This is a genomic window from Streptomyces sp. NPDC004051, assembly GCF_053604275.1.
Genome location: NZ_JBSGHG010000028.1, coordinates 60,049 through 86,841, shown reverse-complemented (window position 1 = coordinate 86,841; position 26,793 = coordinate 60,049). Strand labels below are relative to the sequence as shown.

24 protein-coding genes and 5 pseudogenes are annotated in these 26,793 nt (G+C 69.3%); 15 read left to right on the top strand and 14 right to left on the bottom strand.

Annotation, left to right across the window (positions count from 1 at the left end; genetic code table 11):
• Positions 1 to 10 precede the first annotated feature (10 nt).
• Both ACWEQO_RS25260 and ACWEQO_RS25255 read left to right on the top strand, forming a co-directional pair.
• Positions 11 to 574, top strand: coding sequence for a dihydrofolate reductase family protein (locus tag ACWEQO_RS25260; protein ID WP_452985323.1), 564 nt, complete (start codon positions 11 to 13; stop codon positions 572 to 574).
• A 548-nt stretch (positions 575 to 1,122) separates the two neighbouring features.
• Positions 1,123 to 1,364, top strand: a pseudogene (locus ACWEQO_RS25255) (IS6 family transposase); the annotation flags it as partial.
• 59 nt (positions 1,365 to 1,423) lie between these two features.
• Here ACWEQO_RS25255 and ACWEQO_RS25250 read toward each other — a convergent pair.
• Positions 1,424 to 1,969, bottom strand: coding sequence for an IS3 family transposase (locus ACWEQO_RS25250; RefSeq protein ID WP_452985322.1), 546 nt, complete (start codon positions 1,967 to 1,969; stop codon positions 1,424 to 1,426).
• A complete protein-coding gene (locus ACWEQO_RS25245) occupies positions 1,966 to 2,298 on the bottom strand; it encodes a transposase (RefSeq protein WP_452985321.1) in 333 nt (110 codons plus the stop codon). The genes ACWEQO_RS25250 and ACWEQO_RS25245 overlap by 4 nt, the downstream gene beginning before the upstream one ends.
• A gap of 589 nt (positions 2,299 to 2,887) precedes the next feature.
• Between ACWEQO_RS25245 and ACWEQO_RS25240 the strand changes: the two genes are divergently transcribed.
• Entirely contained in the window at positions 2,888 to 4,363 is a 1,476-nt protein-coding gene (locus tag ACWEQO_RS25240) for a ricin-type beta-trefoil lectin domain protein (protein ID WP_452985320.1), read from the top strand.
• 41 nt (positions 4,364 to 4,404) lie between these two features.
• On the opposite strand, the pseudogene ACWEQO_RS25235 reads toward ACWEQO_RS25240, so the two are convergent.
• Together ACWEQO_RS25235 and ACWEQO_RS25230 are read right to left on the bottom strand one after the other, a co-directional pair.
• A pseudogene (locus ACWEQO_RS25235) lies at positions 4,405 to 4,674 on the bottom strand (hypothetical protein); the annotation flags it as partial.
• Between the two features lie 200 nt (positions 4,675 to 4,874).
• The gene (locus ACWEQO_RS25230; protein ID WP_361458885.1) at positions 4,875 to 5,246 is read right to left on the bottom strand and encodes a BlaI/MecI/CopY family transcriptional regulator; all 372 of its coding nucleotides are present in this window, start codon (positions 5,244 to 5,246) and stop codon (positions 4,875 to 4,877) included.
• Positions 5,247 to 5,371: 125 nt separating this feature from the next.
• Here ACWEQO_RS25230 and ACWEQO_RS25225 point away from each other — a divergent pair, with 125 nt between their 5' ends.
• Genes ACWEQO_RS25225 through ACWEQO_RS25215 form a run of 3 tightly spaced genes read left to right on the top strand, consistent with a single transcriptional unit; the run spans position 5,372 to position 7,298 of the window.
• A complete protein-coding gene (locus ACWEQO_RS25225; protein ID WP_452985319.1) occupies positions 5,372 to 6,040 on the top strand; it encodes a DedA family protein in 669 nt (222 codons plus the stop codon).
• Positions 6,037 to 6,594 carry a phosphatase PAP2 family protein gene (locus ACWEQO_RS25220; RefSeq protein ID WP_361458889.1) on the top strand — a complete coding sequence of 186 codons (558 nt, stop codon included), beginning with the start codon at positions 6,037 to 6,039 and terminating at the stop codon, positions 6,592 to 6,594. The genes ACWEQO_RS25225 and ACWEQO_RS25220 overlap by 4 nt, the downstream gene beginning before the upstream one ends.
• Positions 6,591 to 7,298, top strand: a complete 708-nt coding sequence (locus ACWEQO_RS25215; protein ID WP_361458891.1) for a phosphatase PAP2 family protein — start codon at positions 6,591 to 6,593, stop codon at positions 7,296 to 7,298. The genes ACWEQO_RS25220 and ACWEQO_RS25215 overlap by 4 nt, the downstream gene beginning before the upstream one ends.
• Positions 7,299 to 7,624: 326 nt before the next feature.
• On the opposite strand, the gene ACWEQO_RS25210 is transcribed toward ACWEQO_RS25215, so the two are convergent.
• Both ACWEQO_RS25210 and ACWEQO_RS25205 read right to left on the bottom strand, forming a co-directional pair.
• Positions 7,625 to 8,992, bottom strand: coding sequence for a DUF6056 family protein (locus tag ACWEQO_RS25210; RefSeq protein ID WP_452985318.1), 1,368 nt, complete (start codon positions 8,990 to 8,992; stop codon positions 7,625 to 7,627).
• Between the two features lie 250 nt (positions 8,993 to 9,242).
• The gene (locus tag ACWEQO_RS25205) at positions 9,243 to 10,670 is read right to left on the bottom strand and encodes a glycosyltransferase (protein ID WP_452985331.1); all 1,428 of its coding nucleotides are present in this window, start codon (positions 10,668 to 10,670) and stop codon (positions 9,243 to 9,245) included.
• A gap of 1,189 nt (positions 10,671 to 11,859) precedes the next feature.
• Between ACWEQO_RS25205 and ACWEQO_RS25200 the strand changes: the two genes are divergently transcribed.
• The 5 genes and pseudogenes from ACWEQO_RS25200 (at position 11,860) to ACWEQO_RS25180 (ending at position 16,115) form a co-directional block, all read left to right on the top strand.
• Positions 11,860 to 12,699: a polysaccharide deacetylase family protein gene (locus ACWEQO_RS25200; protein WP_452985317.1), complete on the top strand. Its 840-nt coding sequence runs from the start codon at positions 11,860 to 11,862 to the stop codon at positions 12,697 to 12,699.
• Positions 12,699 to 13,880: a YVTN family beta-propeller repeat protein gene (locus ACWEQO_RS25195; RefSeq protein WP_361458898.1), complete on the top strand. Its 1,182-nt coding sequence runs from the start codon at positions 12,699 to 12,701 to the stop codon at positions 13,878 to 13,880. Before ACWEQO_RS25200 ends, ACWEQO_RS25195 begins: the two co-directional genes overlap by 1 nt.
• A gap of 226 nt (positions 13,881 to 14,106) precedes the next feature.
• Positions 14,107 to 14,272, top strand: a pseudogene (locus ACWEQO_RS25190) (DDE-type integrase/transposase/recombinase); the annotation flags it as partial.
• 285 nt (positions 14,273 to 14,557) lie between these two features.
• Positions 14,558 to 15,079 (top strand): annotated as a pseudogene (locus tag ACWEQO_RS25185) (N,N-dimethylformamidase beta subunit family domain-containing protein); the annotation flags it as partial.
• A 61-nt stretch (positions 15,080 to 15,140) separates the two neighbouring features.
• Positions 15,141 to 16,115, top strand: a complete 975-nt coding sequence (locus ACWEQO_RS25180) for a N,N-dimethylformamidase beta subunit family domain-containing protein (protein WP_452985316.1) — start codon at positions 15,141 to 15,143, stop codon at positions 16,113 to 16,115.
• A 426-nt stretch (positions 16,116 to 16,541) separates the two neighbouring features.
• Here ACWEQO_RS25180 and ACWEQO_RS25175 read toward each other — a convergent pair whose 3' ends face one another.
• Complete coding sequence (locus ACWEQO_RS25175) at positions 16,542 to 16,967, bottom strand: hypothetical protein (protein ID WP_452985315.1); 426 nt, start codon at positions 16,965 to 16,967, stop codon at positions 16,542 to 16,544.
• Between the two features lie 355 nt (positions 16,968 to 17,322).
• A complete protein-coding gene (locus ACWEQO_RS25170) occupies positions 17,323 to 18,609 on the bottom strand; it encodes a DUF6056 family protein (RefSeq protein WP_452985330.1) in 1,287 nt (428 codons plus the stop codon).
• Positions 18,610 to 19,076: 467 nt separating this feature from the next.
• Between ACWEQO_RS25170 and ACWEQO_RS25165 the strand changes: the two genes are divergently transcribed.
• Positions 19,077 to 19,370: an SDR family oxidoreductase gene (locus ACWEQO_RS25165; RefSeq protein ID WP_452985329.1), complete on the top strand. Its 294-nt coding sequence runs from the start codon at positions 19,077 to 19,079 to the stop codon at positions 19,368 to 19,370.
• 453 nt (positions 19,371 to 19,823) lie between these two features.
• On the opposite strand, the gene ACWEQO_RS25160 is transcribed toward ACWEQO_RS25165, so the two are convergent.
• From ACWEQO_RS25160 to ACWEQO_RS25150, 3 genes and pseudogenes are all read right to left on the bottom strand, one after another.
• A complete protein-coding gene (locus ACWEQO_RS25160) occupies positions 19,824 to 20,267 on the bottom strand; it encodes a hypothetical protein (protein ID WP_452985314.1) in 444 nt (147 codons plus the stop codon).
• Positions 20,268 to 20,518: 251 nt separating this feature from the next.
• Positions 20,519 to 21,358: an ATP-grasp domain-containing protein gene (locus ACWEQO_RS25155; RefSeq protein ID WP_452985328.1), complete on the bottom strand. Its 840-nt coding sequence runs from the start codon at positions 21,356 to 21,358 to the stop codon at positions 20,519 to 20,521.
• 134 nt (positions 21,359 to 21,492) lie between these two features.
• Positions 21,493 to 21,693, bottom strand: a pseudogene (locus ACWEQO_RS25150) (IS481 family transposase); the annotation flags it as partial.
• Between the two features lie 14 nt (positions 21,694 to 21,707).
• Between ACWEQO_RS25150 and ACWEQO_RS25145 the strand changes: the two are divergent.
• Positions 21,708 to 22,085, top strand: coding sequence for a hypothetical protein (locus tag ACWEQO_RS25145; protein WP_452985313.1), 378 nt, complete (start codon positions 21,708 to 21,710; stop codon positions 22,083 to 22,085).
• A gap of 64 nt (positions 22,086 to 22,149) precedes the next feature.
• Here the strand turns inward: ACWEQO_RS25145 and ACWEQO_RS25140 are convergent, their stop codons facing one another.
• Entirely contained in the window at positions 22,150 to 22,560 is a 411-nt protein-coding gene (locus ACWEQO_RS25140) for an SMI1/KNR4 family protein (protein WP_452985312.1), read from the bottom strand.
• 846 nt (positions 22,561 to 23,406) lie between these two features.
• On the opposite strand from ACWEQO_RS25140, the gene ACWEQO_RS25135 reads away from it, so the two are divergent.
• The gene (locus ACWEQO_RS25135; RefSeq protein WP_452985311.1) at positions 23,407 to 24,057 is read left to right on the top strand and encodes a ScbR family autoregulator-binding transcription factor; all 651 of its coding nucleotides are present in this window, start codon (positions 23,407 to 23,409) and stop codon (positions 24,055 to 24,057) included.
• Positions 24,058 to 24,205: 148 nt separating this feature from the next.
• Positions 24,206 to 25,042, top strand: a complete 837-nt coding sequence (locus tag ACWEQO_RS25130) for an AfsR/SARP family transcriptional regulator (RefSeq protein WP_452985310.1) — start codon at positions 24,206 to 24,208, stop codon at positions 25,040 to 25,042.
• Between the two features lie 46 nt (positions 25,043 to 25,088).
• Here the strand turns inward: ACWEQO_RS25130 and ACWEQO_RS25125 are convergent, their stop codons facing one another.
• Together ACWEQO_RS25125 and ACWEQO_RS25120 are read right to left on the bottom strand one after the other, a co-directional pair.
• On the bottom strand, positions 25,089 to 26,294 hold the full coding sequence (locus ACWEQO_RS25125; protein ID WP_361458916.1) for a 3-hydroxybenzoate 6-monooxygenase: 1,206 nt from the start codon (positions 26,292 to 26,294) through the stop codon (positions 25,089 to 25,091).
• A gap of 150 nt (positions 26,295 to 26,444) precedes the next feature.
• Complete coding sequence (locus ACWEQO_RS25120) at positions 26,445 to 26,672, bottom strand: hypothetical protein (RefSeq protein ID WP_361458918.1); 228 nt, start codon at positions 26,670 to 26,672, stop codon at positions 26,445 to 26,447.
• Positions 26,673 to 26,793 lie beyond the last annotated feature (121 nt).

Sequence of the window (26,793 nt, the reverse complement as noted above, 5' to 3'; positions counted from 1 at the left end):
AGGACTTCCGATGCGCAGCGTGACCTATTCGATGAACGTCTCACTGGACGGCTACATCGTTGGGCCGGACGGCGGCTTCGACTGGACGCCGCCCGACGAGGAGGTCTTCCGCTTCTGGACCGACGAGATCCGACAGGTCGGCGTCCACCTGCTGGGACGACGGCTGTACGAGACGATGCTGTACTGGGAGACCGCCGACCAGAATCCCTCGCTCGACTTCTCCACGCTCGATTTTGCCGCGCTCTGGAAGGCGCTGCCCAAGGTGGTGTTCTCCACCACGCTGTCGGCGGTGCGGGGCCGTGCCCGTCTGGCCTCCGGCGGCCTGGCGGAGGAGATCGAGCGGTTGCGGGCCGAGCCGGAGGACGGCGACATCGCGATCGGCGGTGCGACGCTCGCTGCCGAGGCGGCCGCGTCGGGTCTGATCGACGAGTACCGTGCCGTGGTCTACCCGGTGCTGGTCGGCGGCGGCACTCCGTTCTTCCCCCGGCGCGAGCGCCGGGTGGGTCTCGAACTGGTCGAGACCCACACCTTCGGCTCGAGAGTCGTCTACCTCCGCTACCGCGTGGCGCGTTAGCCGACCGGTCCGCCGGACCCTGGGAAGAACGGGCTGCCAGTGATGTCCCCTCAGCGAAATGACCTAAGCGAAGCGGTGTGAACCACCGTCTGGCGAAGCCGAGTCGGACGGACCACCCCCGACCGCCGACACAGGTGAAGCCCCTGGTGGGACAGGTCTCGCCACAAGATCACGGCCGCAACCACCGGGGCTTCACGTTGATCGCCTACATCACCGCACTCGACGTCCCGCGCCACGTCGTGGAGTATCCGGCCCCGTGGTCGGCCCTGCACCGTCGACGGATCAAGACCCCGAAGGGGGCGCGGGCGCTGGGCCCATTCCGTCAGGCGGTGCTGGTGCCGCGCTGGTTTTGTGAGCGAGGTCGTGTGCACTGCCTCGCCCGGGTCGCCGGTGTCCGCGAGAGGGGTGCATCGGCGCCGGGATCGGTATCCGTGTCCCTGTTCGCCGCCCCAGGGGCCGCTCGGAGAAGGCTCTGAGGCACTGTCACGTTGGCTGACCGGGTGGGATGATCTCCGGATTGGTCATGCTGGGGGGGGTGGGGGCTGTCCGTGGACAGTACGCCGCCGTCGTACCAGGGGCACCGGTACCCGGCCGAGACCATCTCCCACTGCGCGTGGCTGTACTTCCGCTTCCCCCTTCGTTCCGCGAGGTCGAGGAACTGATGCTCCAACGCGGCGTCATCGTCTCCCACGAGACCATCCGGCTCTGGTGCGCGAGGTTCGGGCAGGCCTACGCCGACGACCTGCGCCGCCGACGTGCGAGGCCGGGCGACAGGTGGCACTTGGACGAGGGGCTGACAGCCGTGGTCGCTGTGATGAATGAGGCCGGAGTCCTTCTTGATCCCCGTCTTTACAGCGTCATCTCCATTGCCTCCAGGGGAAGTTCGGTCCACATGTGGTTCGTGACCCGCCAGCCGACGATCATTCGCGAATACACGTCCAGGACGAACGCGACGTACACCCAGCCCGACCAGGTGCGCACATGGGTCATGTCCGCTACCCACAGTTGATCCGGCCGCGAGGCGCTGAAGTCGCGGTCGACCAGGTCCGGCGGGCGGGGCGCCGACGGCTCGGGCGCCGACGGCTCGGGCGCCGTGGTGTGGTGCAGCCGGCCACGGATGACACGCTCCAGGCCCAGCTCGACCATCAGGCGCTCGACGGTGCAGTGGGCCACCTCGTGCCCCCTGCGCCGCAGCACGCGGGTGATCCGCCGGGTCCCATATGTGCCACCGGACTCGGCGTGAACCTGTTCAATGAGCGGCATGAGCTGCTCGTCGCGGAGCCGGCGGGCCGACTTCGGCCGCTTCTTGCGGGCGAAGTACGTCGACGGCGACAGCTTCAGGACCCGGCAGACGGGATCGTCCCCGAGGCCGCTCTCGCGCAGGTGGGCGATCACTCCCCCAGAGGGGGCACCCCCGGCTCGGCCTCGTCCGGGGGCGGTCGATCTCCTGGGCAGAAAAACACGCCGGCGGCTTTCAGGATCTCGTTCGCCCGCATCAACTCGGCGTTCCCCCTGCGGAGTTGTTTGAGCTCCTCGCGCTCGGCGGTTGTGAGCTTGTCATCACGCTCGCCGCGGTCGGCTTCGGCCTGGCGGACCCAGCCGCGCAGGGCCTCCTTGTGGATGCCGAGATCCTTCGCGACACGGGCGATCGGCCGGCCGGTGGTGCGGGCCTCGCGGACCGCGCGCTCGCGGGGCTCGTCCGGGTATTTACGGGGTGCTGCCATGGTGCTGGTGGATCTCCTTCGCCAGGACCGTGGCCCTGGCATCAGGCACTCCACGAGTCTCAGTGCAATTCAACAACCTCTGCCGCGAGGCCGGGGTCAGCCGAGCCACCATGAACCGGGCCAGCGAGATCATCACCGAGTGGGACGCCCGCACCGCCACCAGCCCTTCGGCCGCGATGATCCCGACCCCGCTCAGCCGAGGACAGGCGACGCGAGAGTGACCACGTGTCTCGTGAGACACGTGGAAGTCTGGAGAAAGTGGGCGCCGCACAGCTACCCGGCAGCCTTCGGCATGGTCTTCGGCCGCCTCGACTTCGCGCTGACCGGCGACGGGGACACCCCCGGAGCGCTGGACGGCGATCGGGTGCGATCCGAACGGACAGTGCCATGCATGCGGCAGGGGAAGAAAGTCATGCCGACTCCGGAGGCCAGGTGTCCTTTACGGGGCCACCGAGAAGGCAATGGGGGAGCGAGGTATCCGGAGTTCCGGCGCAAGCCTCCAGGCTGCTCGTCGGTGTGTCGGTTGCTTCCGCTCCGTCCGCTGGAAGATCCTCCGTCAGGAGATCCGCTGCCGCGAAAGGAGTCCTCGGTGAGCTGGAGAAAGCGTCACCCGGGCTGTTCCTCCCGTACGCCGGCGACTGCGGCGGCACTGGTCGTCTGCGCCCTGCTGGGCCCTGCCTGCACGGCTGTGCCCGATTCTGCTCCGGGGGCGGGCACGACGGCCGGGGCGTCCCGTCCGGCCGCGCACGCGAAGGACCCGGGGCAGTGCCGGCGCACCCTGGTCGGCGTGGCGCATCCTGATGACGACCTGTTCTTTCTGAATCCGGAGGTCAGACAGACCATCCGCGCCGGATGCCCGGTCGACACGGTCTATCTGACCGCCGGCGACGACGGCAAGAAGAACCGGGTCCAGGCGCTGGAGTACGTGGACCGCAGGGAGTACGGGGTACGGGCGGCCTACGCGGAGATGGCGGAGGCGGCCAACCGCTGGCAACGGGCGGATGTGCGGGCGGACGGCGTCCGGGTCAGGTCCTACCGGCTCGCGGACAAGGCCCGGGACACCGATGTGCGGCTGACCTTCCTGGACCTCCACGACGGCCTCCCGCGCGGCCAGGAGCCGAACAGTCTGCTCAGGTTGTTCGACGGGAGCAGAAAGAGCATCGAGCCGTTTCAGGGCGCCGAGAGCTACACGGAGGACCGGCTGCTCGCGGTGATGACGGCACTGGTCCGCCTCAGCGGGGCTGCGCGCATCCTGACGATGGACCACGACAACGCGTCGTTCGCCTTCGGCCTCGGCGGCGGCGTCGATCACAGCGACCACGGCGTCGGCGCCCGGTACTTCCGCAGGGTGGGCTACGAGCTCGGGATTCCCGTGTCGTCCTACCTCGGCTACACCATGTCTCCGCTCAATCCGAATCTCACCCCTGGTGAGTCGGCGGAGAAGGACGAGGTGGCGCGTTGGTACCTTGCCCACTGGAAGTGCCACGCCACCGGGACGTGCGTGAACGTCGCGCCCTTCAGGGGCCCGCTCCGGAAGGACTGGAGCCTGTGGATCCACCGCCAGTACGAGCAGATCCACCGGGCTCCACGCGCGGGGGAGATCCTCGGGGACATCGGGCGGACCACATACTCCGCCGGAAGGAATCCGGCACAGTGCCTCCACGCCGGCACCGGGACGCCGAAAGCCGGGACGCCGAACGCCGGGGCGGTCGACATCCGCGGCTGCGACGGATCAGCCGCGCAGAAGTGGGACATGGGTCACGACGGCACGATCAGGCCCCGCGACGACCGAGGCTCCTGCCTGACCGGGCTCGCACCGACGGTCGGACTCACGCGGTGCGAGCCCGGTCGCCGGAGCCAGCAGTGGAACCGTGAGCCATGGCGGAGCACGACCTGGAAACGCACGGCCTGGCGGATCTCCGGGAGCGCGGACCGCTGCCTGTACCAGGACGACCGCGAACTCCCCGCTCACTGGGATGACCGCGACCGGCAGAGCCCCGAGCTGAAGCTCTCCGACTGCGGCGCCCGGCCCCGGCCCGAACTCTACTGGCGCTGGGGCGGCTGAGGGCCCGGCCACCTCCCGCCCCATGGCTTCACGACGGCGGCTCATGGCCGTCTCGAACCCTCGGCCGCCGCGCCGCCGAATCGTGTCAGGACCAGTGCTCCCACCACTGCCGCCACGAATCCCGCGACGGCCGGCCACTGGAGGTCGTCGCGGGGCCGGTCGCCCAGCCGGACGACGCCCACCACGGCGGTCCCGGCCGTTTCCGCCAGGACCATGCCCGCTGTCGCCACGGTCACCGAGCCGCGCTGCAACGCCGAGGTGAGCAGAAGAAACCCCGCTGCCCCGCCGAGCAGCAGTGCGTGGAGTGGGGGCCGGCCCGGCGGGGCGTACGCATCCGGGTGGGGCGAGTCGGCGACGCACAGGTCAGCGACGGCGATGCGAGCTCCCGCCGGCGCCAGGACCGAGGTGGTGAGGACCCATAGCGTGGTTACCGGGGCCAGGCGGTCGAAGGTTCGGCGGGCCGGTATCGGTGCGAGGAAGAGCAGGGCCTGCTGTACCAGCAGTAGGGCGGTCATCGCTCGTCACTCCCCAGGAGCCGGCGCAGGAGCTGCTCGTCGCCGGGGCTGAGCTGGGCCACGAAGCGAGTCAGGACCGTCTCCCGGTCGGCGTCCCGGTCGAGTTCGGTGTGCATACGCCGGGCGGTCAGGCCAGGAGCGTCCTGCACGGGGAGGTAGGCGTAGCCGCGCCCCTGCCGCTCACGGCTGACGACGCCCTTCGCATGCAGACGGGTCAGTATCGTCGCCACCGTCGTCCGGGCCAGGCCGGAACCGAGTTCGGTCCGTACCCGCCCTGGCGTGAGCGGGGCCCCGGCGGCCCACAGCGCGGCCATGACGGCGGCTTCGAGCTCGCCGGCCTGCCGCCTCTCATCCCCCGTGTCGTTCATGGGAACGTTCCTCACTCCGCCGGCGTCTACAGTTCAGTGGACCGTCTACAGGATTGTAGTCACTGCCGGGTGCGGTCGTTCCGCCGCATCCGAGGTTCGGAAGAACGACGAAAGGGCTCTCGACGATGACCACAGCCGTGCACCTGTCGTCGCAGCTCGCCGTCAATGTGCTGGATGCCCGCTCGCTGCTGTCCGCTTTCGGCGTGCTGGGCGTGGGCGTGGTGCTGTTCGCCGAGACCGGGCTGCTGATCGGTTTCTTCCTCCCGGGCGACTCGCTGCTGTTCACAGCCGGCCTGTTGTGCACCGGCACCGCCGGCCACGGCCTGAAGCTGTCGCTCGGCCCACTGCTGGTCGCCGCGGTGATGGGCACGCTGGCGGGCTCGCAGTGCGGATATCTCCTGGGTCGGAGAGGGGGCGGTTCCCTGCTCGCCCGCAGCCGCTCGGCCCGGCTGCACGAGGGGGCGAGACGGGCTGAGGACCTGCTGCAGCGCTACGGGTACGCGAAGGCGATCGTCCTGGCCCGCTTCGTTCCGGTGGTGCGCACGGTCCTGAACCCGACGGCGGGCGCCCTGCGGGTGCCCGTGGGGACGTTCACCCTCTGGCAGGTGACCGGCGGGCTGGCGTGGAGCCTGGGGCTCACCCTGGCGGGATACGCGCTGGGCTCCTCCGTGCCGAACGTGGACCGGTATCTGCTTCCGGTGGTCGCGGTGATCGTGGCCCTGTCGCTGGTTCCACTCGCCTCCGAGGTGTACCGCTCGCGGCGTGACGCGAAGACGAAGGAGGAACGCGGATGACCCTCGCCCTCGACGGCTCATCGGTCGACGGTTCGGCCTACACCGACGTGGTGCACCTCGCCCGACACGCTCCGGTGTGGCTGGACGACACCGTGTCGGCATGGTCGACGTACGGGCTGGTCCCGTTCGCGGTGCTCATGACCGTCGGCTGGCGGCGCGCCCGGCGGATGAGCGCCACCACGTCGGTGAGGGCGCTCGCCGTGCCGTTCGTCGTGGTCGTGGCCTATGGAGTGGGCACGGTGCTGAAACTGCTGGTGCGCGAGGACAGGCCCTGCCAGAGCCTACGGGTGGCCACGCTGGAGGCGTGTCCTGCGCCCGGCGGCTGGTCCTTCCCGGGCAACCATGCTGCTGTCGCCGCCGCGGCGGCCGTCGCCCTGCTGTTCGTCTCCCGCCGGCTCGGCGTGCACCACCCCCATGACGTGGTGGCAGGGACCGTGGTGGGCGCTCTGGTCGCTCTCCTCGTCATGTCGACACTGCGCAGGCGTGCGGGGTGCGGGGACCTGGCCCGGCGGCTCACGGCCACCCGCCTGCGACCACTGCTGACGACGTCATGAAGCGTGGCGACGTCACCGGACTGGCCGGCAGCTACGGGCTCGGCGCGTGGACGGCGTTCGGTGTGCTGACCATGGTCGTGGTGGGCCGCGACGGCACACCGCTGTTCGTGGACAGTGACCTTCTCTCGTGGTCCGTCGGCCACCGGCCGGACGTGGCGGTCACCCTCGCCCGCGCACTGACCGCCACCGGGGCGGGTGTCGTCCCGTTCGCGCTGGCCGCGTTGGCCGGAATCATCGCGGGACGCACCCTCCGGCAGCGCGCGCTCGCCGTCGCGATCTGTCTGGCCTGCCTCTGGGCCGGTCAGGCGCTGCGGTACACGGTGATGGCGCTCGTCGCCCGGCCGCGGCCGCCCCAGGCGGACTGGGCCACCCATGCCTCGGCATGGGCGTTCCCGTCCGGTCACACCACCACGGCGGCCCTGACCGCGGGACTGCTGATCATCGCCGTCCGCGTGCGCGGCCCGCGCGGCAGGACTCCGCTCACCCTGGTCATCGGCGGCTGGGGCGCGCTGGTCGGGCTGACCCGCGTCTACCTCGGGGTGCACTGGTTCACCGATGTCGTCGGCGGCTGGCTGTTCGCCCTCGGCTGGCTGGGCGTGTGCCTGTGCGCCGTGGCCTTCTGGCTGCCCGAACGACAGATCCCCGTACGACGGACCCGGCACGAGAAGAGACGGCCGTCGCGCGGGAACAGAGGAAGGCCGTGAGCCGGACGATCCTGGTCGTCAAGGACGATCACGCCCTGCGTGACGTGCTGCTGCGAGGACTGCGACGAGGACGTCGACACCGTTACCGCGCCGGACGGCGCCCCCGCCCCGCGCCCGGCCACCTCCGGCGTCTCCGCCGTGTTCGGCATCGGCCCGCTCGACGTCGACGACCGGGACGCGTGCCGGGCGATGTGCGCCGACAGGTCCCTCTTCCCGGCCGTCCTCCCGACCGCCCATCGACTGCCGGTCCAAGCCGTTCCACCTGACCGAACTTGTCGCCCGTCTGCGGGTGGCCCCCGGCCTGCGCTGGGCCCGCACTTCGCGGGTCACCGCTTCAGGTCTGTGGCCGGTGGGTTTGTCCGGTGTCGGTGTCGAGGAGCCTCTTGCGGGCCGGGCTGTGGCGGGCCTGCTCGGGCAACGCCCCGACCTCGATGTTCCGTTCCGTCCGTGACCTTCTCCACCTGGTAGTAGTGAGCGACACAGGAGGCAGGCCATGGCCGCTTATCGCTGCTGAACGGTTCCAGCATGCTGCTGATGACGATCGGCTTGTAGGGCAGCACCGTGGCCCCCGCTGCGGCCCGCTCCCGGAGCAGGCGGTCCTGGCTGTCCCAGGCCCTGGCTCGCACCCGCATGTCCGACTCCAGGCCGTGCAGGGACACAGCGAGTACGGCCGCGATGCACACGCACGGGATCGCGGCGGCCGCGGCCACCGGGATCGCGCCACGCCGGTGGTGCCGCACCGCCAGGTTCCCGAGGAGACCGCCCGCGCCGACGAGCAGGAGGAGCAGCGGGAACAGGTAGTCGTTCCACAGCCTGTTGGCGGTCGCGACCGAGGGGCCGAACGCCGGATAGGCGATCACTGTGCACACGTATCCGGAGAACAGCAGAGCCGCCGCCCCGGATCCCAGAAGCAGCGGTGCCCTGCGATCGGGCCGGGGGACGCCCCCGTCCGCGCGGCGGGCGAGGACGCCGATCAACATGCCCACGGCGATCGCACCGATGTACTGCCAGGTCATCATCAGGGTATGGAGGACCTGCGTGTATTCCCGCAGCGAAGCGAAGACTGATTCGGGCGTGAACATGGAATCCGCGTGGTGACGTGCGCGGCGGTTCCGTGAGCCGGGGGAGGTGAGAAGTACGGCGGTGCCGATGAGGATGCCCGCGCCGGCGGCGGCGCACCAGGTCCGTACGAAGGCGAGCTGTCCGGCCGGGAAAAGTCGGCGGTCCAGCAGCAGGGCCAGGGTGAGGAGCACCAGGGCGACCACGGAGGTCTCCTCCGACAGCGTGCCCAGGACGGCTCCGACGGCGCACGCAAACAGGGCGGCGAGGGCTTTTCCGCGCCGCGAGGTCGCGAGCAGGGCCGGGATTGTGGCTGCGACCGCAAGCACGGGCGGGAAGGTGTGGGAAACCGACGAGGCCGGCCAGAAGAAGGTCTTGTACGTGTTCGTGGAGGCGAAGCAGAAGAGGGCCAGGACCGTGGCCGAGGAGAACAGCGGGACGCCCCGGGGCAGTCGCCACCCGGTGCGCCGCAGCAGTTTCGCCGCCCACGCCCACAGCAGAACCAGCATCACGGCCGCGCTGATCCCCGCGTACCACTGCTGGCCTGCCACGCCGAACGTGGCGTAGGAGGCGACGAGCACGCCGTTGGCGATCCGTCCGTTGCCCGTGGAATAAAACTGGTCCACCAGAGCCATGAAGCCTTCGTCACGTACGAGAGGCAGGAAGCACCAGTCATCGGCGCTCGGGCGTACCCACCGTGCGAACCATGCGGCTCCACCGAAAAGCGCCAACGGAACGAGGGGCAGCAAGGCCATAATCGCCGGGACGAGGCGCAGTGAAGAACGGGCCGGGCTCCCCCCGCTCCCGTGTCCACTCGCATCCGTATCGGTCTCCTCGACGGGCCGCACGGGCGTCGGGTGTTTCCCGGCATCCGAGCGAGCGGCGTCAATTGAGGGCGGGGTCTTCCCGTTCCGCCTCGGCTGGACCGTTCGGAGCCGTGCCAGCAGTGTCCGCCGGTCGTCGGCCGGAATCGATGGCCCAGCGGGCGAGCAGGAAGGTGATCGGCGTGACGAGGACTCCGGCGGCAAGGGCGGCGACATTCTTGTCCATTTCGAGTCGGCTGACGGCCACGTAGAGAAGCGCGCCGGAGGCCACCAGGTTGAATCCGCTGGACAGTGGATAGCGGAGAAACGCGCGCCAGGTCGGACGGGTACGGACGGTGAGGCAGGAGTTGAGCAGGAAGGAACCGACGGTACTGACCGCATACCCGATGACATGCGCCGCGAGATACGGGATCCACGGGTGCAGGGAAGCGTAGACGGCCAGGTATACGGCGGTGTTGACGAATCCGATCAACACGAAGGTCGTGAACTGCCTTGTTGTTGCGAGACTTTCTTTCGAATGAGTGAGCGATACGGGTTGCGGAGGGCGGGGTCCCGGGGCGGGGCGCTCGTCGGTTTCCCGGATCACGAAGGAAGGGCGGCGTTTCACCTCGTGGTAGATGCGGCCTACGTATTCGCCGATGATCCCCAGGGTGATCAGCTGGATTCCGCCCAGCCCCACCACCGCCATCAGAAGTGTCGCGTAGCCGGGGACGGCGGCCCCGTGGAGCGTCACGTCGAAGACCACCCACACCGCGTAGACCAGTGCGGCCAGAAAGCACCAGAAGCCCGCGTAGATGGCCAACCGCAGGGGTCGGTTGTTGAAGGACAGCAGCCCGTCGATGCCGTAGTTGAGCAGACGGCGGCTTCCCCACTTCGAGCTGCCGGCGAGCCGCTGGGCGTTCCGGTAGGTGAAGGTGACCGTCGTGAAACCGATCCAGGAGAAGATGCCCTTGGAGAACCGGCTGGTCTCCGGCAGTGACAGCACCGTGTCCACCGCCTGACGGGACAGCAGCCTGAAATCCCCGGCGCCATCGAGCACCTCCACATCCATGAGGCGGCGCACCAGGGCGTAGTAGCTGCGGCTCAGCACGGTGCGCGTCGTGCTCTCCCCGTCGCGGGTCCGTCGAGGGATCACCTGGTCGTACCCACGTTTGTGGAGTTCCAGCATCCGGGGGATGAGTTCCGGGGGGTGCTGGAGGTCCGCGTCGATGAGGACCACCGCCTGCCCCCGGGACATGCGCAGGCCGGCGAGCATCGCGGCCTCCTTGCCGAAGTTCCTGCTGAGCACCGTGTATCTGACGCGTGGGTCGCCGGCACCAAGGCCGCCGATGATGTCCCGCGTGCGGTCGGTACTGCCGTCGTCCACATAGCAGATCTCGTAGTCGAGGCCGACTTGGCCGAGAGCTTTCAGGACAGCCGCGTGGAACCTCTCGATGACGGCGGCCTCGTTGAAGCACGGTACGACCACGGAAAGCTGAGGACTCGCCAAACCAGTCTCCTGACCGAGCACGCCTGGGCGGTCCTTTCCGCCGCACGGTGGTGGGACGGTTGTCCCCGGCACGGGCGGGGGCCGCAATCCCAGAGGCATTCGACCCGTATTCACCGGCCCAGGAACGCAATCACACGACTACGCGCCTGTGGATGACCCGTTTGGCCTTGTCGGGCGGCGTGGTGGACACGGTGTTGTCGCCGGTGGGGGACACACTTCGGATCGTATGGCCCTGCCGTAAACGGTTCGGGTTCTGGGGCATTGGTGGTGTGGGCGATCCGGTGGGGGCGCGCGGCATCTGTCGCCGTCGGCGCAGGAGGCCGCGCGGTTGCGGGCGGTGGCCGCGTGGGGCGGCGGGGCGGGACCGTGAGGTTCGAGGGGGCGCTGAATGCTGTCGCGATACGTGGTGGGCGAAAGTGGCAGGACGGCGGGCGGGAGGCGCTGCTCATGCGGCCTCGCGGCAAGCCGCTCGGGTGCACCAGGTGCTCAGGGAGGCGGAGCAGGCCGTGGTGCGGCAGGTGGTCCTCGATCACCGGCCCTGTGATGTGGGGCTGGGCGAGCAGTTGTGGACGCGGCGGCTGGTGGGAGAGCTGATCGTGAAGCTGTACCGGGTACGGCTGACCGGGCTCGGGGCGGGCACGTACCCGAAGCGGTGGAGTCGTCCTTCCAGCAGCCGGACAAGCGGGCTGTCGAGCGGGACCCGAAGGCTGTCCTGCGCCGGCACCAGGAGACCTGGCCGAAGATCCGCGCGAAGGCGAAGCGGGACGGCGGTGGGATTCTCTTCGTCGGCCAGGTCGGCATCCGCTCCCGCCAGGTCACCGGCCGAACCTGGGGAAGGCGATGTCGAACTGCACTTCCTGCCGCCGTACTCGCCCGAGCTCAACCCGGACAAGTTGGTCGACGTCGACCTCAAGCGCAGCCTGCCCACACCGCACCGGGCCCGGAACCGGAGCAAAGACGAGAACCCCATGAGTTTCTTATCAATAGGGCAGATGGAGGCACCTCGAAGCCGAAGCCGTAAGGCTGGTAATTGTTTCTGATTACGCCAGCATGGGAAATGAATCTTAGGTGCGTCCTATCGTCTTCCTGGCTTTTGGTACGTAATCATGAGTCTCATTGGACGCCTCATCTGCTCTGCGGTGAAAGCTTCAATGCGCATATTCCGATCACTCCGCCTTACGGTATGCGCATGAACGGTCGCGAGACACCGGTGCACCGCCGAAGCGCCCTGCGCTCGGGCGCCGGGGCGCTCCTGGCAGGCGTACTCACCACAGGCCGTACGGACAACCGTGGTACCGCCCCTGCTTCCCCTGCCCACGATGACCCGCCTCCTCGTGCGCGGAAAGCCCCGGGCGCCGTACGTCCCGCACCGGGGCCCCACCGCTTCCCCGGCCGCCCGGTCCAGATCGAGTACGGCCCCCGCAACCGTGCCCGCGTCGCCCTCACCTTCCACGGGCAGGGCGACTTCCACGGCCAGGGCGACTTCCACGGCCAGGGCGACCCCGCCCTCGCTCGCACCGTCCTCGCCGAAGCCGAACGGACCGGAGCCCGGCTCACCGTCCTGGCCGTCGGCAGCCGGCTCGACGACCACCCCGCCATGGCTCGCCGGATCCTCGACGGCGGCCACGACCTCGGCAACCACACCCAGAACCACCTCGACATCTCCACGATGGACGAGACACAGGCGTACGCCGAGATCACCGGCTGTGCCGAACGCCTGCGCCGCCTCACCGGCTCCATCGGCACCTGGTTCCGCCCGTCGCGCACCCGGTACGCCACCCCGCTCGTCCAGCGTCTCGCCGGCCGGGCCGGCTACCCGCACGTCCTCTCCTACGACGTGGACTCCCTCGACTTCACCTCTCCGGGCGTCGTCGCCGTCACCCGCAAGGTCGCCGGCGAACTGCGTAACGGGTCCGTGATCAGCCTGCACTTCGGCTACCCGGACACGGTTGCCGCACTGCCCCTCCTGCTCACCGAAATCAGCCGGCGCCGACTGCGCGCGGTGACGACCACGGAGTTGCTGACCTGATGCTTCCCTCCCCGCACACCACCGCCACCGCCCTGCTCGCGGGCGTGCTCGTCGCCGCGCTGACCGCCTGCGCCGGCGACGAAGGCCGGCCCTCGCAGTCCCGCACCGAGGCCACGGCGCCGACCGAGCCCGGGCGGGCCGAGCCCTCGCAGGCACTGCCCGGGATGCCACCCGTGCTCGACCCGAAGGACATCTACGCGGCCGACCGGGCGGGAAAGCTCGCACCGGCGGTCAAAGACTTCCCGTCCCGGGTGTACGTCCCCAACAACGGCTCCCACACGGTCTCGGTGATCGACCCGTCGACGTACAAGGTCATCAAGACCCTTCCCGTCGGCAACCAGCCGCAGCACGTCGTCCCGTCCTGGGACATGAAGACCCTTTGGGTCAACAACAACCTCGGAGACAGCCTCACGGCCATCGACCCGGCCACCGGGAAGATCGGCCGCACCGTAAAGGTCTCCGACCCGTACAACCTCTACTTCACCCCGAACGGCAAGTACGCCGTCGTCATGGCCTCGATGGACCGTGAACTGGTCTTCCGTGACCCGAAGACCATGGAGCGGGCCAAGACCGTCCCGGTGAGCTGCGCGGGCGTCAACCATGCCGACTTCACGGCGGACGGACGGTACTTCATCGTCTCCTGCGAGTTCTCCGGCGAACTCCTCAAGGTCGACACGGAGAAGATGAAGGTCGTAGGGCAGCAGAAGCTGCCGATGAAGGGCGCGATGCCACAGGACGTCAAACTCTCGCCGGACGGCAGGACCTTCTACATCGCCGACATGATGGCGCACGGCGTGTGGGTGCTCGACGCCGAGAAGTTCACCACCCCGAAACTGCTGCCCACCGGCAAGGGCTGCCACGGGCTCTACATCAGTCGCGACTCCAGACGGATGTACGTCACCAACCGGAACGAGGGATCGGTCTCCGTCTTCGACTTCGCAGCCGACAAGCTGACCGAGAAGTGGCACCTGCCCGACGGCGGCAGCCCCGACATGGGCGGAGTGTCCGCGGACGGCAAGGTGCTGTGGCTGTCCGGGCGTTACGACGCCGAGGTGTACGCGATCGACACCACCAGCGGCAAGCAGCTGGCCAGGATCCCGGTCGGCAACGGACCGCACGGGCTGGCCGTCTACCCGCAGCCCGGCCGCTACTCGCTCGGCCACACCGGTGTCTTCCGCTGACCGCACCCCACCGCACCGTCGGCAGCGACCGTCCCGGTCCACCGGGAATCAGCAGTGCCTCCACCGGGCTGTTCCCCAGGGACGATGCCGCCGTCGGCACCCGGGACGTCCAGCGCGCCGCTGCTGCCAGGATTCGTGCACGTGACTCGGCCATGCCTCCATGACCGGCCGCCGCTCGCTCCGGAAAATCTGACCACATCGGCAACGCTTGACGAGGGGCGGAACAGCCGCGCACCGCGAGGTCATGCCCTCGGTCGAGCACCGCGCCCACAAGGGCCTCGACAACCGGGCCGAGAACTCCCACCAGCCCACCCGTCAGTGCGAACGCGCCATGAAGGGGCTTCCGTGGCGTCGGAGGAGCCCAGCGGTTCCTGTCCGCGTTCAGTGGCATCTCACCCCACTTTTGAAGCTTCTTCCGAAAGACGACCGGTCGGAGCTGAGCGAATCGACGCTCCTGCGCTCTCGGGCCGATCGGTGCTCCGTGACGGCGTACCGGCCCGGGGGAGCAGCGGCATACGCCGCAGTCGCGATGCCGACCGTCCTGGGAGCTTTCGGGTCCATGGAAATGCCGAAGGTCGTGGACTCGTCCACGATGGCGACAAGAGCACAGCCCTTCACGCACGTGGTACGGGTCTGTGCGCGTCTCTCTGGACGGTTCGACGGACGGGACGGATGGGATGGACGGAAGTACGGCGTACCTCGAAGACGAGGCCGGCAGCCCCGGGACCGCGCTGAGCCGCAGACGTTTTCTGGGAGCCGTCACCGTGGCAGGTGCCTGCGCCGCCGGTACGGCGCTGACAGGCTGCGACACGGCGTCCGGCGGCGACCCGGACGCACCGGCCGGCCCGTCCGAGGCTTCCCGTCCGGGCGACTTCGGCTGGCGCATCCGTTCAAAGGGCCCGCCCGAGGCCGTTCTCGGCTGCACCGACAAGGTGAGCGTTCTGCCGGGGGAGGACTTCGGGCTGTACGTGTGCACCACTGCGCCGGGGTTCCGTGTTTCGGCGTACCGGGTCGGCTGGTACGGCGGTGCACAGGCCAGGCTGGTCCGGCGCTCCGAAACGATGGACGGCCGGGTCCAAGCCGCGTCGTACCTGATCTCCGCCACGCGTACGGTGCGAGCCGACTGGGAACGGACAGTCGAGGTGGGCACCGATGGCTGGCCGGAGGGCGCCTACCTGCTCCGCCTCGACGCGGACAACGGGCATCAGCGGTACGTCCCCCTGATCGTCCGCTCGGCGACCGCCAGGGGGAAGACCCTGCATGATCCATGCGCCGGCAACCTGGCAGGCGTACAACCTGTGGGGCGGCCACAGCCTTTACGAGGGCGACGACGGGTCGTACGGGACGCGTGCCCTGGCCGTCTCCTTCGCCCGGCCCTACGACAGCGACGGAGCCGAGAAGTTCCTGGTGTACGAGCGGGCCGTGGTCGTCCTCGCGGAGCGGCTGGGCATACCGCTGGCGTACACCACCGGCGTCGACATCCACCGAGACCCGGCGGTGCTGCGGGGCGCCGTGTCCGCGGTCACGCTCGGCCACGACGAATACTGGACACCTCAGCAGCGGCAGTCCATGACCCGGGCCCGCGACGCCGGAACCAATCTGGCCTTCATCGGCGCCAACACCTGCTTCCGGCGGATCAGGTTCGAGGACGGGGACCGCACCGTGGTCTGTTACAAGACCGACCACCGCCACGATCCCCTGTATCCCCGCCACGGCGCCCTGGTGACCACCGACTTCCGCCAGGCACCCGAGCCCGACCCGGAATCGTCCTTGACGGGAGTCCTCTACGAGGGATATCCCGTGAACGCCCCCTATGTCGTCCACAACGCCGGCCACTGGCTCTTCGCGGGCACCGGAGTCAAGCGGGGTGACTTCTTCGCCCATCTCGTCGGCGTCGAATACGACCGTGTCACCCCGGGATCGCTTCCGGACGCGCCGATCGAGATCGTCGCCCACTCCCCGCTGGTCTGCAACGGGAGGAGAAGCCACTCCGATTCGGCGTACTACACGGTGCCGAGCGGGGCCGGGGTCTTCGCGTCCGGGACGATGCGGTGGGTCGAGGGCCTGATGGCCGGGACGGGGGAGAACGGCCGCAACCACGGCATGGACGCGCGCACCGGAGCCTTCGTGACCCGTACCACCGAGAACCTGCTCCGGGCCTTCGCGGAGGGACCGGCCGCCAAGACCAGGCCGGCACCCCGCGACAACGTGCGCGAGGTCTACGGCTCGACCTGAGACGGACGTGCATGCGCCCGCCGACCGGGCCGAAGCCGGCCCCGGTCACGCCGGGTCCCCGTCGGCCCGTCACTGCCGCCCGACGGAAAGAAGACGGAACAGCCCGCTGAAGAGCCGACGATTTCTCCTTCGACGGCGGCGGGGTTCTCCTCCGGTACGTCCGCCTCGAGGCCGACCGTGCGGTAGCCGCTGGGCCGGTCTGTCCAGCGGTGCGACGGCTCCCCGAGTGGTCCTGCCGACGTCGTCGGGGCCCCACGGGCTGAAGACCTCACCCCGCCGCACGGTGCGTCCGGTCCCGGCAACGGCCAGGAGGTTCGTGTCCGGTTATCCCTTCGTCAGCCTGGAGGTACGGACAACGACCGGAGCGTCCCGCTCCTGCGCGGGCCGGCCCGGAACGGGTCCTGTTGTCACCCCTCTCGGGCACCCTCATCGCCGGCCCCGCCGGATCCAGTGGGCACGGCGCTGGTTGCGGTGGACCGGGGGCGGCGCATCGGGGTGCGGGAGGCCACCACCGGCCGGGGAGCCCGGCTCGGGAGGAGGTGCACCGGGTGGGCCGTTTGTCGGTGGGTGCAGTCCTTCCAACGAGTAGTCCGTTGTCGCGATGCTGTCCACGAGCTGCTGTTCGGTGTAGTTCTCGGAGCCGGGGACATGGGGGACGAAGCCGATGAGGACCCCCTCGTCGACGATCTCCGCATCCAGCCCCGCCGCTCCGTCGATGTCCCAGAGTGCTTCGACCCCCTCATCGAGGACCACGCGGATTCCGAACTCGTAGACTCCTGCCTCCACGAGATGGGCCATCACACCACGGGCACGCAGCAGTTCCACCATGCGACGGGCACGTTCCGCATCCATATCGGGTGCACCTCCTACGCGGACGGGAACCCAGGAGGCCGGCCGGGCCCGCCCCCGGGCAGGGGGAGCAGCCGTATCGGACAAAGGGGCCTGTGGCCCGGACGACTTCTCACCGGTGACCCCGGACATAGTCGCTTGGAGCTGACCCGGGACAGCCACTCCCTGTCCACCGGTCCCGCGGTCATGTCGTGGACGTCGGTGATTCCGTCCAGCACGGTGAGGGCTGCTCCTGACCTGCCCCGGGCAGATGCCTGGGCCGGGGCGACCGGGCGGTCCCCGTCGCCAGCCTTCCGCTTCACGGTACTCCGCTCCGGTTCGGTCCGTACGCCCCGCGGGGCTGCGGTGGAGGAAGGCGTCACTGCCAGGGGAACACTCGTGCGGGGGTGATGCGGTCCAGGTGGTAGTACCTCGCGACACAGCGGCTGGGCCAGCCCCCGTCCAAGGGCTCCGTCATCTTGCTGATCGGTGTGGGCCGGTACGGCAGTTCCCGGGCACCACGCTCCGCCTGCGTGCGGAGCCACTGGTCCTGGCGGTCCCATTGATGTGCTCGCATCCGCATGGTGTGTTCAAGCTGGTGGAGGGAGAGAGCGAACACGACGCACACCAGGCCGCAGACGGCCGTGCCGGCCACCACCAAAGCCACGGGGCGCAGGGTACGTCGTCGCAGTCGGTGCCCCAGGAGCACGCCGATGCCGAGAAGCAGCAGGATGTAGAGGAACCGGAAGTCGTTCCACAACCGGGTGGAGGTCGCCACTGCCGGGCCGAAGACGGGATAGGCGGCGAGGGTGCAGAGGTAGCCGGAGAGCAGGAACGCGAGGATGGCGGCGTTCGTCAGCAGGAGGTGTTTCACCAACGGGGCTGTGCCGCTGTCCGCCCTCGTGGCGAGCGCGCCCAACAGGACGCCGACCGCGACCGCCCCCGCGTACGGCCAGGTGGTGAGGAGGGTTTCGAGGATCCGGAAGAAGCCCTTGGCGGCCCCGATCAGGGATTCGGGAGCGAGCATGGACGCCATCCCCGCATCACGCCCGTGCCGTCGGTTGCGTGACCCCGGAGACGTGACGAGCACCAAGGTACCGATCACCGTTCCCGCGGTTCCCACGAGACACCAGAGCCGTACGTAGCTTCGCCGGGGTCCGGGGACGATCCAGCGGCCGAGGAGCAGCACGCCGCTCAGGAGGACCAGCGCGCAGACGGAGCTCTGCTCCGAGAGGGTGCCGATGAAGACGCCGGTCAGGAAGACGACGAGCAGCGCAGTGATCTTCGCCGTCCGTGAGCGTGCTCGGAGCAACGGGATCACCGCCGCGCCGGCCAGCACGGGTGCCAGGGTGTGCGAGACCGAGGCCGCCGGCCAATAGAAGGTCTTGTAGGTGTTGGGGGACGCGAAGAGGAAGAGGACCGCCACCATGGACGCCACCAGGAGCGGCACCCCTCGTGGCACAGTCACGCCGGCCCGGCGCACGGCCGCGAGGGTCACGGCCCACAGAACGCCCACCACCACGAGGCCGCTGATCAGCGCGAACCACTGGTGTCCGGGAACACCGAAACGCGCGTAGGCCCAGACCAGCAGGGCATTCGCAACCCGCCCGTTGTCATGGACGTAGAACTTCTCGAGCATGCCGGTGAGACCGCCGTCGCGCACCACGGGCAAAAAGCACCACTCATCCCCACTGGGCCGGACCCAGCGCCCGAACCACATGGCCGCGGCGAGCAGCCCGAGAGGCACCAGGGAGAAAACCGCAGCCCAGTGCTGCGCCCACGGTCGTTCGGGTCGGGTGCGTTCTCTCCGGGTTGGCTCACCGGCCTTGTTCGACTGCTCGGGGTCCGTCGTTCCGGGCCCGTCGAAGACCATGCGTGGTACTGCCTTTCATCGATCGGTCGGGCAAACCAACCACCGTCCGGGGTGACGACGGTCCTCGGGCGGCGTCGGACTCGTCCGCACGCTGTCCGAAGTCGCCCCGGCACCTGTCGTGCGACGCCACCTTGGAGGTGATGGCCCACAGGGTGAGCAGGAGGACAACGGTGTGACGAGGGTTCCCGCAGTCAGGGCGGCAATATTCTTGTCCGTGCCCAAATGGTCGACGGCGAAGTGGAGCAGTCCACCGGGGGCTCATCTGCTGCCCGGCACTCGGCCACGGTCCCCAGAGGGTGCGCGCCAACGCGGTCTGCCCGGGCTTCGTCGGAACTCCGATGGCCGATGAGATCTTCGAGGGGGCCGGCGACGGCGTGCGGGAGTGCTACGCCGCGACCGTGCCCCTCGGACGATTCGCCACACCGGACGAGGTTGCCGCAGCGGTCGCTGACTTCACCTCAGCCGAGGCTTCGTACACCAACGGACTGATGTACGTGATCGACGGCGGAGCGACCGCCGGCCACTTCGAAGGAGCTGGACGTGTAGAAGGCTGAGCACCCCTGGTTGCTGTTCCACCCCCGGCGACGGCCGCGACGGCAGACACGCCTGCGGGCTTCCCTGTGCTGTCGGTCCGCGACCGGTGGATGGCCGCGGTGCTGGTCGCCGGCTGCGCGGAGGCCGGTGCCGCGCAGCGGACCGCGCGCGACTGGGCCGTCGCGCGGGGGCCGTGGGCCGGGTTCTGGTGCCGACGCTGTGCTTCGACGCGGGGCGCGGGCCTGGTGGTGGGACTGCCGGTGTACGCCGCAGCGGTCAGGGCGCGGCGGCGGGCCCGGACTCCGGGGCCCGCCGTACGAGGCGGTCCCGACCGTTCCTACCTGCATCTCCCGCACCACGGCACGCAAGCCGGTTCGTATCGGCTCGGTTGGCCCGGGACAGGGCCAGCGCTGCCAGAGCCTCGGGAGCACCCGACTGGCCCCGGATGCCGGGGAAGGCGTTGATGTCCACGATCAGTGGGGCGCCGTGGCAGCGGTCGATGATGTCCACGCCGTAGACGTCGAGGGAGAACACCTCTCCGACGCGGTGCACCAGGGCCGACCATCCGGGCGGCAGGTCGTCGAGGCGGAGCGCTCGGGTGGGGCCGCGTCCCTCGGGGAGAGTTCGGAGCGGCGCAGGCCGGCGAAGAGCCGGTCGCCGATCGCCCGGAGCTTGTAGTCCCAACCGTCTTTGGGGGCGAAATCCTGGACCACGACCGGCTCGTCCGGATGGGCGGCGGCCAAGTCCCGCAGGTGCGACGGGCTGTCGACGCGGGCCACCACATCGTGCCGTCGGCTGTGGCGGCTCTTGACCACCGCGGGTCCGGACAGCGCCGGCCCGGACGCCAGCCGGGCGAGGGTGGTGAAGGTGTGCGTGGCCGCGAAAGGGAGGTCGGCACCCAGGGCCAGTGCGGCCATGGACGTACGGTCCTGGCACAGCGCGGTCGCAGTGGCAGAGTTGAGCACGCAGGCGCGACGTTGCTCCAGAGCCCGGGCGAGTGCGAGGGCATGTGGTGTACGTGTCTTCAGCAGACAGACGTCAGCGAGCGGTTCGGAAACGGGCAGCGGCGTACGCGGATCCAGCACATCCACGTGGTGGTCGGGCGCGAGCAGGGCCGTAGTGAGGCTCAGTAGCGGGTGGCTGGGCTCAGACGTGATCAGGCCGATTCTCATGCCGCCTTGCCTGCCGTCAGGGGGCCCGGAACGGCGCCGAGCGGCGGCTGCGCAGCCGCGGTCGCCCAGCCCGCGCCGGCCGCCAGGGCGAGGACGGCCCTTGCCAGGCGTACCGGCGCGTCGGGGACCTGACGGAAGCTGGGAAAGTCGTTCACGTCGACGACCACAGGGCCGTTCGGTCCCAGGACCACGTCCACACCGGACAGATCGAGGCCGTAGACCACGCCGACCTGACCGGTGATCGCGGCGATCTCGGCCGACAGCGGAACGCGGCGCTCCCGTACAGCGTGGTCCGGGTGGAGCGGGGAACGGCGCTCGGTGGCGTACAGCTCGTCGCCGATGCTGTACACCTTGATGTCAACGCCAGAGTTGGGTACGTACGGTTGGGCAATGAGCATGCCCTCTTCCGCCAGGTCGGGGAGCATCTCGGCGAGCCGGCGTGGGGAGGACACCAGGTGCACGGCTCGGTCCGAGCTGCCGTCAGCGGGCTTGACCGCGATCGGATACTCCGAATCGGGTGTCTCCACGAGCAGTTCGGGCAGCGCGGCCGCGTAGGTCGCAGGCAGGGGCAGCCCGCGGCGGAGGCCGATGGCGGCGGCCAGCGCCTTGTCCCTTACGCCTCGTATGGCCCGGGCGTTGTTGATCGTCGTCAGGCCGGCCGAGGCCGCCGCTTCGAGAAGGGTGAGGCCCGGGCCGCCGGAGACCGTCTTGAGCACCCATGCGTCATGGATGCTCGTCTGTACGGCCTCTGTCAGGCGCAACAGGGAGCCGCCGGGACGCAACACGTCCACTTGGTGTCCCCAGGAGGCGAGTTGGCGGATCACTTCGACGGGCATGCCGTCGTGGCGATACTGTTCCTCCACCAGAAAACGGAGTTTCGTCGTTCTTCCCCGTCACTGCCGGGCGCCCGTCTCACCGCCTGTCGTCCCGCATTCCGTAATGTTTTGTGGCGTTACAGGATGTCATGACCGGACGGCCAGGAAGTCGGCACCCGCAGACGGGCGCAGTCGTCGGTGGCGGTGAACTGGAAGTACTTGTTGCGGCCGCCGCGCCGGCCCTGGGGTGCGGAGGCGAGCGGCTCGATGAACTTCAGGTCGATCTGCACGCGGTGGCCGGGCAGTTGCTTCTCGTAGCGCTTCCCTCTGCGGTCGTGGCGCTGGTAGCGCAGCGAGGTCCCGGACCCGCGTGAGCCGCGGGGTGCGGCGTCCGCTCGTGACGCTCCTCGCGCTGACGGCCTGCACGGTCAACAACCTGCTCTTCCCCGGCGCCCGCCAGGTTGTCCAGATCGTTCGCCGCCGCGTCCATCGCAAGACCGTCTACGCGGTCACCAGCCTTACCGCCGAACAGGCCGGCCCGGCTCAGCCCGCCCGACTGATCCGAGGGCACTGGACCGTCGAGGACGCCTCCCAGGTGCGGACCGGGAACGCACCCCGAGCGATGGCCACCTGCAGGAACCTTGCGATCGGAGCCATCCGCCCGGCCGACGTCCGGAACATCGCCTCCGGACTCCGGCGGGCAGCCCGGGACCAAACCCGGACCCTCGCTCTCCTCGGCCTCACATGATCAAAACGGACGAGGCGGACGACGCCGAAGCTCTGCCCCCGGAACAACCGGGGGCACTTTGGTTTCACGACCAGGCGAGTCGTCCTTCGGCCACCGAGCAGGTCGGATGGCTTCCATCGGCGATTTTCGTCAGCATTTCTGCCACGGAGTCGACATGGTGAGCCAGTGACGCATGCTCGCCCGTGGTCGTCATCTCACCCACGAACCACTTGCCGATACGGCCGTCCCGCACGTCGATGAACTTTCCTGTCCAGCCGTCCTGGTCCGACAGGAACGGGATCCCCTCATTGCGCCGGAACGGATTGTCCGGCTGATCCGCAGGGTTGACCCCACCGGGCATGGAGCGGTTCGCGTAGAGCTTCTCCATCGCCCGGATGCCCAGAAAGAAACTTCCCTCGTCCGGAAACCCGGCGAAACCGCAACATGCCACATCGTCGTCCACATCTTCCTCAGGAAGATCAAGATTGTTCTGCAACAGTCACGCCCGCAGGCCCCGAGGAAGCTGGATGCCCCTCCGTTCCTCGGCGGCCGCCAGCATCTGTTCCGTGGCCGGCCCGGGCAGATCCGCATGATCGGCCGGGGCGTGCTCCCGAAGAAGACTCATCACGCGGGACCAGCTCTCCACCACACTCATTCCCCACTGCTCTCTGGGTGGACGCCCTATACGGCTGCGTCGCTTCGGCAGGCGCGGGCAGTCCAAGATTGCAGAGCGTAGAGAAATCCATGATCACGGACGCCCGCGCCTGTGCTGTATCGGGCCCTGCCCAACACGAGGAGACGTCAGCAACCGGGCATCAACCGACTGTGCCGAGGCCCTGCGCCGTCACCACCTCGCTGTCCCTGACTGCCGTGTCGAGACAACCCGCCGCTTCACCACCTGGAACGACGTCACTGACTTGCCCACACCAGCCTGACCACAGCACCACCCCCGCTCCCGCCCGGCCTCGACCCGCCCGGCCCCGGATCACCCCTCACGTTGACAACGCCCCGCGGCGCGATGCACCAGCTGTCGGGGCACGGTCCGGGTCGGTCCGGGCTCGGCGATCGCCTCTGCGTCGCCGGCATTTGCCGCAGCTGTCATCGGGCACCTGTCGGCCACGAATGACTGCATCACGCATTTACCCCGGCCTGTGAGTGGATCAGCCCACCTGGACTCGTTCACCGAGCCGAGACGTTACGTACTGTGGGGTTTGCTTCACAAGGGGATTCCTAGTATCTGTGCCGTGAACATCTGTTGAAAAATACCTACCTGAAGGTTTGTTTTGAGAAGGGCACGAGGCCGGCGGCGCGAGTGCCGCGGCGCGGAAAGGTGATAGGTCCGATGGTGAAGCAGGACAGGGCAATCCGCACCCGGCGCGCGATCCTGGAGGCGGCGGCGGCCGTCTTCGACGAGAAGGGTTACCGGGCCACGAAGCTGTCGGACATCCTGGAACGGGTCAACCTCACCAAGGGGGCGCTGTACTTCCATTTCAGCGGCAAGGAGGCCCTCGCCAACGCCGTGTTGGACGCGCAGGTCAACGAGACGCCGGTGCCCTGCGCGCAGGCGTGCAAGATGCAGGAATACGTCGACATGGGGCTGCTGTTCGCACGTCTGCTGGTCAGCGACCCGTTGTTGCGCGCCAGCGTACGGCTTTCCCTGGAGCAGGTGCCCGAGATAAACCGCAATTCGCCGTACGAGCAGTGGGTGGGACGCACCACCCGGGTGCTGACCGAGGCGAAGGAGCGCGGCGAAGTACTGCTGCACGTCGATCCGGAGGAGACCGCGCGGATCACGGTCGGGGCCTTCAGCGGCGTGAACTCCATGGTGTCGACGATGGTGCCGCGGCTGGATCTGGAACGGGAAGTTTCGGTTCTCTACCGGCACTTGCTGGCCGGAATCGTTGTTCCCTCGGTGCTGATGCACCTGGACGTCGACCCGGGTCGGGGAGCGCGGGTCCTGGCTGAGGCGGGCCTGAAGCCGGCGTCGCTGTGACGTCCGGCGCGGGCGGCGCATGAACCGCGGGAGGGCGACCCTGGCGTGTGAGGGACGCTACCTCCGTCCTCCGGGTCTGTCATTGACAGACCCGGAGGTATCTTTTTGAATCAAGCCTGGTACGACACCGGTTGTGCGGAGCGGGGGAATGATGGAAATCAAAGTTCTTGGACGCCTCCAGGTGACGGCGGGCGGCAGGTCGGCCCTGCCGGAGGAACCGGAGGCGCGCAGGGTTCTGGCGCTGCTGGCGCTCCGTGCGGATCAGGTCGTGCCCACTTGCCTGATCGCACAGGAACTGTGGCCGAACGGTTCGCCACCCGGTGGAGACTCGCGGCTCGTCGCACTCATCGCCTCCATACGCCGGAAGCTGACGGAGGCGCTGCAGGTCTCGCACTCCCGCGGGAGCGCCCGGACCACGGGGGCGGATCTGCTGGTCTCCACGCCCGCCGGGTACCGGCTGGACAACTGCGGCGGACTGCTGGACGCCCGCCAGTTCGAGCGGCACATCGGTGCCGGATACCGGGCCATGGCCACCGGCAATGCGGTGAAGGCCGCTGAACGGCTGCGTCTGGCACTCTCGCTGTGGGCCGGTGACGCCCTGTGCGACCTGACGCAGGGAACCGCGCTGCGGGCGCACACGACTTCGCTGCACGACGACCGGATGGCTGCGCTCGACCAGTGGGCCGCGATCGAACTGCAGCTGGGCCGCCACCGTGAACGCCTCGTCGAACTCGGCGAACTCGTCGATCAGTACCGCACCCACCAGGGACTGCACCGTCACTACATGACCGCCCTGGTCCGCTGCGGACGCTCCGCCGACGCGCTGCGGGTCTACGACCGGCTCTGCTCGACGCTGCACCGCGAGGGCGGCGCCGTAGTCAGCCCGATCCTGCGAAGGCTGTGCGACCGGATCCTGAACACGTCGGTGGGTCTTGGCGGAGCGGTCCCGGAGTTCAGCGGATCACCGCTGACCTGCGCCGGCTGAACCGGAGTCGTCCGAGGCCGGCCGGCGCCACCCGGAGTCGACGGGGTCACCCGTCGGCAGGTCCGTCCACGGCGCGGGCGAAGCCCCGGTCGCCGTGCAGCCACGCCACCTTCTCGTACAGATCGTCGACCGTCAGGGAACGCAGCATCGCGTTGCGTTCTTCGGCGGCCGGACCTGCCGGGTGGTAGAGCCGGGTGCCCATCTCGCGGGCCACGAGCTGGGTCCGGGCGGTGCGCCCGCGTCGTTCGGCGTTGAACTTCCCCAACCGTCCGGCCACGTCTCCGCCGGCGGCGTTCTCCAGCAGGGCGCCCAGCACGACGGCGTCCTCCAGGGCCTGGCAGGCCCCCTGGGCCGCGTACTGGAGCATCGGATGGGCGGCGTCGCCCATCAAGACCACCCGGCCGCCGGTCCAGGTGTCCACCGGGTCACGGTCGCACAGCACCCACTCGCGCCAGCCCTCACCGAGCTCGAGCAGCCGGGCGGGCGTCTCCCCCACGCCCGGGAACCGCCCGAGGACGTGCTCGCGCTCCACGGGACGCCCGGCCACCGCCACGCGAGCGCCGTCGTCACGGGTCACGGCGAGGTTCAGGTACCGGCCGCCGCCGATGATGTAGTGGACGAAGTGCCATCTGGGACCGGCCCAGAGGGTCACGGCGTTCCACCGCAGTTCCTCCGGGACCTTCCCGATGGGGATCACCGATCGGTAGATCGTGTGTCCGGAGACCCGCGGATTGCCGTCGTCGAGCAATTGCCGGCGTACCGTGGAGCGGATTCCGTCGGCACCGACCAGCACGTCCCCCCGGAACGTCTGGCCGTCCGCGGTGTGGACGTCGACACCGTCCGCGTCCTGCGCGTACCGTTCGACGGCCGCGCCCGCGATCAGTTCGACGGCGTCGGACGCCCGGCACGCGGTGAGCAGCGGCTGGAACAGATCACCTCGGTGCACTACCGCGTACGGATTGCCGAAACGCGCGCGATACGCCTCTGTGAGCGGCATGGCAGCGACCTTCTCGCCCGTCGTCCCGTCCATGAAACGCAGCTCGTCGATGAAGACGGCGCGGTCACGCACGGCCTGTCCCGCGCCGAGCAGGTCCAAGGCGTGGAAGGCGTTCGGGCCGAGCTGGATGCCCGCGCCGATCTCCGCGAACTCCGCGCCGCGTTCCAGCACCGTGACGCTGTGACCCCGCTGCGCCAGGGACAGCGCGGTGGCGAGTCCACCGATGCCGCCGCCGGCGACAAGAATCTGAGCCATTCTTCCCTGTACCCCTTCGTGTTCCGTCGCGTGCTGTCTCGTTCGGTCGGGTGCCGCATGCACGTGCCGAGCACCGTGCTTGATCCAGCCATGCCGCGGGGACGGCGGCAACGCGGTGACCGGCACTTCGTCACAACGCGGTGGGACCGGTCAGGGCGGTGGCTTCGGGCGGGCGGTGGCGGCGAGTTTCCGGTCGGGGGCGCGTCCGGCGAGCAGGGCGACCGCGTGGGCCACTGCGGCCAGAGTGATGTGCCAGTGCCAGCCGTCGAGGGAGCGGCCGGAGTGGTCCCGGAGTCCCACCGGACCGCCCGTCTCGGCGAGGTCGGAGGTCAACCGGCCCACGGGCGCCGTCATCCGCAGCAGCTGGGACACGGGCACGTCCGGTCCATCAGCCGGCCACCGCCGGGTCGGCGGGCGCCGCAGGTCCGTGCCACTCGCCCAGCAGCCTCGGCCGCCGTGAGTCCCGCGGACGGGACGGCAGGCCGCCGGGCCGGGTGGG

Excerpts from the sequence above, each read along its gene's own strand:
- ACWEQO_RS25245 (WP_452985321.1), bottom strand. The coding sequence starts at position 2,298 with ATGGCAGCACCCCGTAAATACCCGGACGAGCCCCGCGAGCGCGCGGTC.
- ACWEQO_RS25260 (WP_452985323.1), top strand. The coding sequence starts at position 11 with ATGCGCAGCGTGACCTATTCGATGAACGTCTCACTGGACGGCTACATC.
- ACWEQO_RS25210 (WP_452985318.1), bottom strand. The coding sequence starts at position 8,992 with ATGGCTCTGGTGGACCAGTTTTATTCCACGGGCAACGGACGGATCGCC.
- ACWEQO_RS25175 (WP_452985315.1), bottom strand. The coding sequence starts at position 16,967 with ATGGATGCGGAACGTGCCCGTCGCATGGTGGAACTGCTGCGTGCCCGT.
- ACWEQO_RS25230 (WP_361458885.1), bottom strand. The coding sequence starts at position 5,246 with ATGAACGACACGGGGGATGAGAGGCGGCAGGCCGGCGAGCTCGAAGCC.
- ACWEQO_RS25200 (WP_452985317.1), top strand. The coding sequence starts at position 11,860 with ATGAACGGTCGCGAGACACCGGTGCACCGCCGAAGCGCCCTGCGCTCG.
- ACWEQO_RS25130 (WP_452985310.1), top strand. The coding sequence starts at position 24,206 with ATGATGGAAATCAAAGTTCTTGGACGCCTCCAGGTGACGGCGGGCGGC.
- ACWEQO_RS25225 (WP_452985319.1), top strand. The coding sequence starts at position 5,372 with ATGACCACAGCCGTGCACCTGTCGTCGCAGCTCGCCGTCAATGTGCTG.
- ACWEQO_RS25220 (WP_361458889.1), top strand. The coding sequence starts at position 6,037 with ATGACCCTCGCCCTCGACGGCTCATCGGTCGACGGTTCGGCCTACACC.
- ACWEQO_RS25160 (WP_452985314.1), bottom strand. The coding sequence starts at position 20,267 with ATGGCCGCACTGGCCCTGGGTGCCGACCTCCCTTTCGCGGCCACGCAC.
- ACWEQO_RS25180 (WP_452985316.1), top strand. The coding sequence starts at position 15,141 with ATGATCCATGCGCCGGCAACCTGGCAGGCGTACAACCTGTGGGGCGGC.
- ACWEQO_RS25215 (WP_361458891.1), top strand. The coding sequence starts at position 6,591 with ATGAAGCGTGGCGACGTCACCGGACTGGCCGGCAGCTACGGGCTCGGC.
- ACWEQO_RS25195 (WP_361458898.1), top strand. The coding sequence starts at position 12,699 with ATGCTTCCCTCCCCGCACACCACCGCCACCGCCCTGCTCGCGGGCGTG.
- ACWEQO_RS25135 (WP_452985311.1), top strand. The coding sequence starts at position 23,407 with ATGGTGAAGCAGGACAGGGCAATCCGCACCCGGCGCGCGATCCTGGAG.
- ACWEQO_RS25125 (WP_361458916.1), bottom strand. The coding sequence starts at position 26,294 with ATGGCTCAGATTCTTGTCGCCGGCGGCGGCATCGGTGGACTCGCCACC.
- ACWEQO_RS25155 (WP_452985328.1), bottom strand. The coding sequence starts at position 21,358 with ATGCCCGTCGAAGTGATCCGCCAACTCGCCTCCTGGGGACACCAAGTG.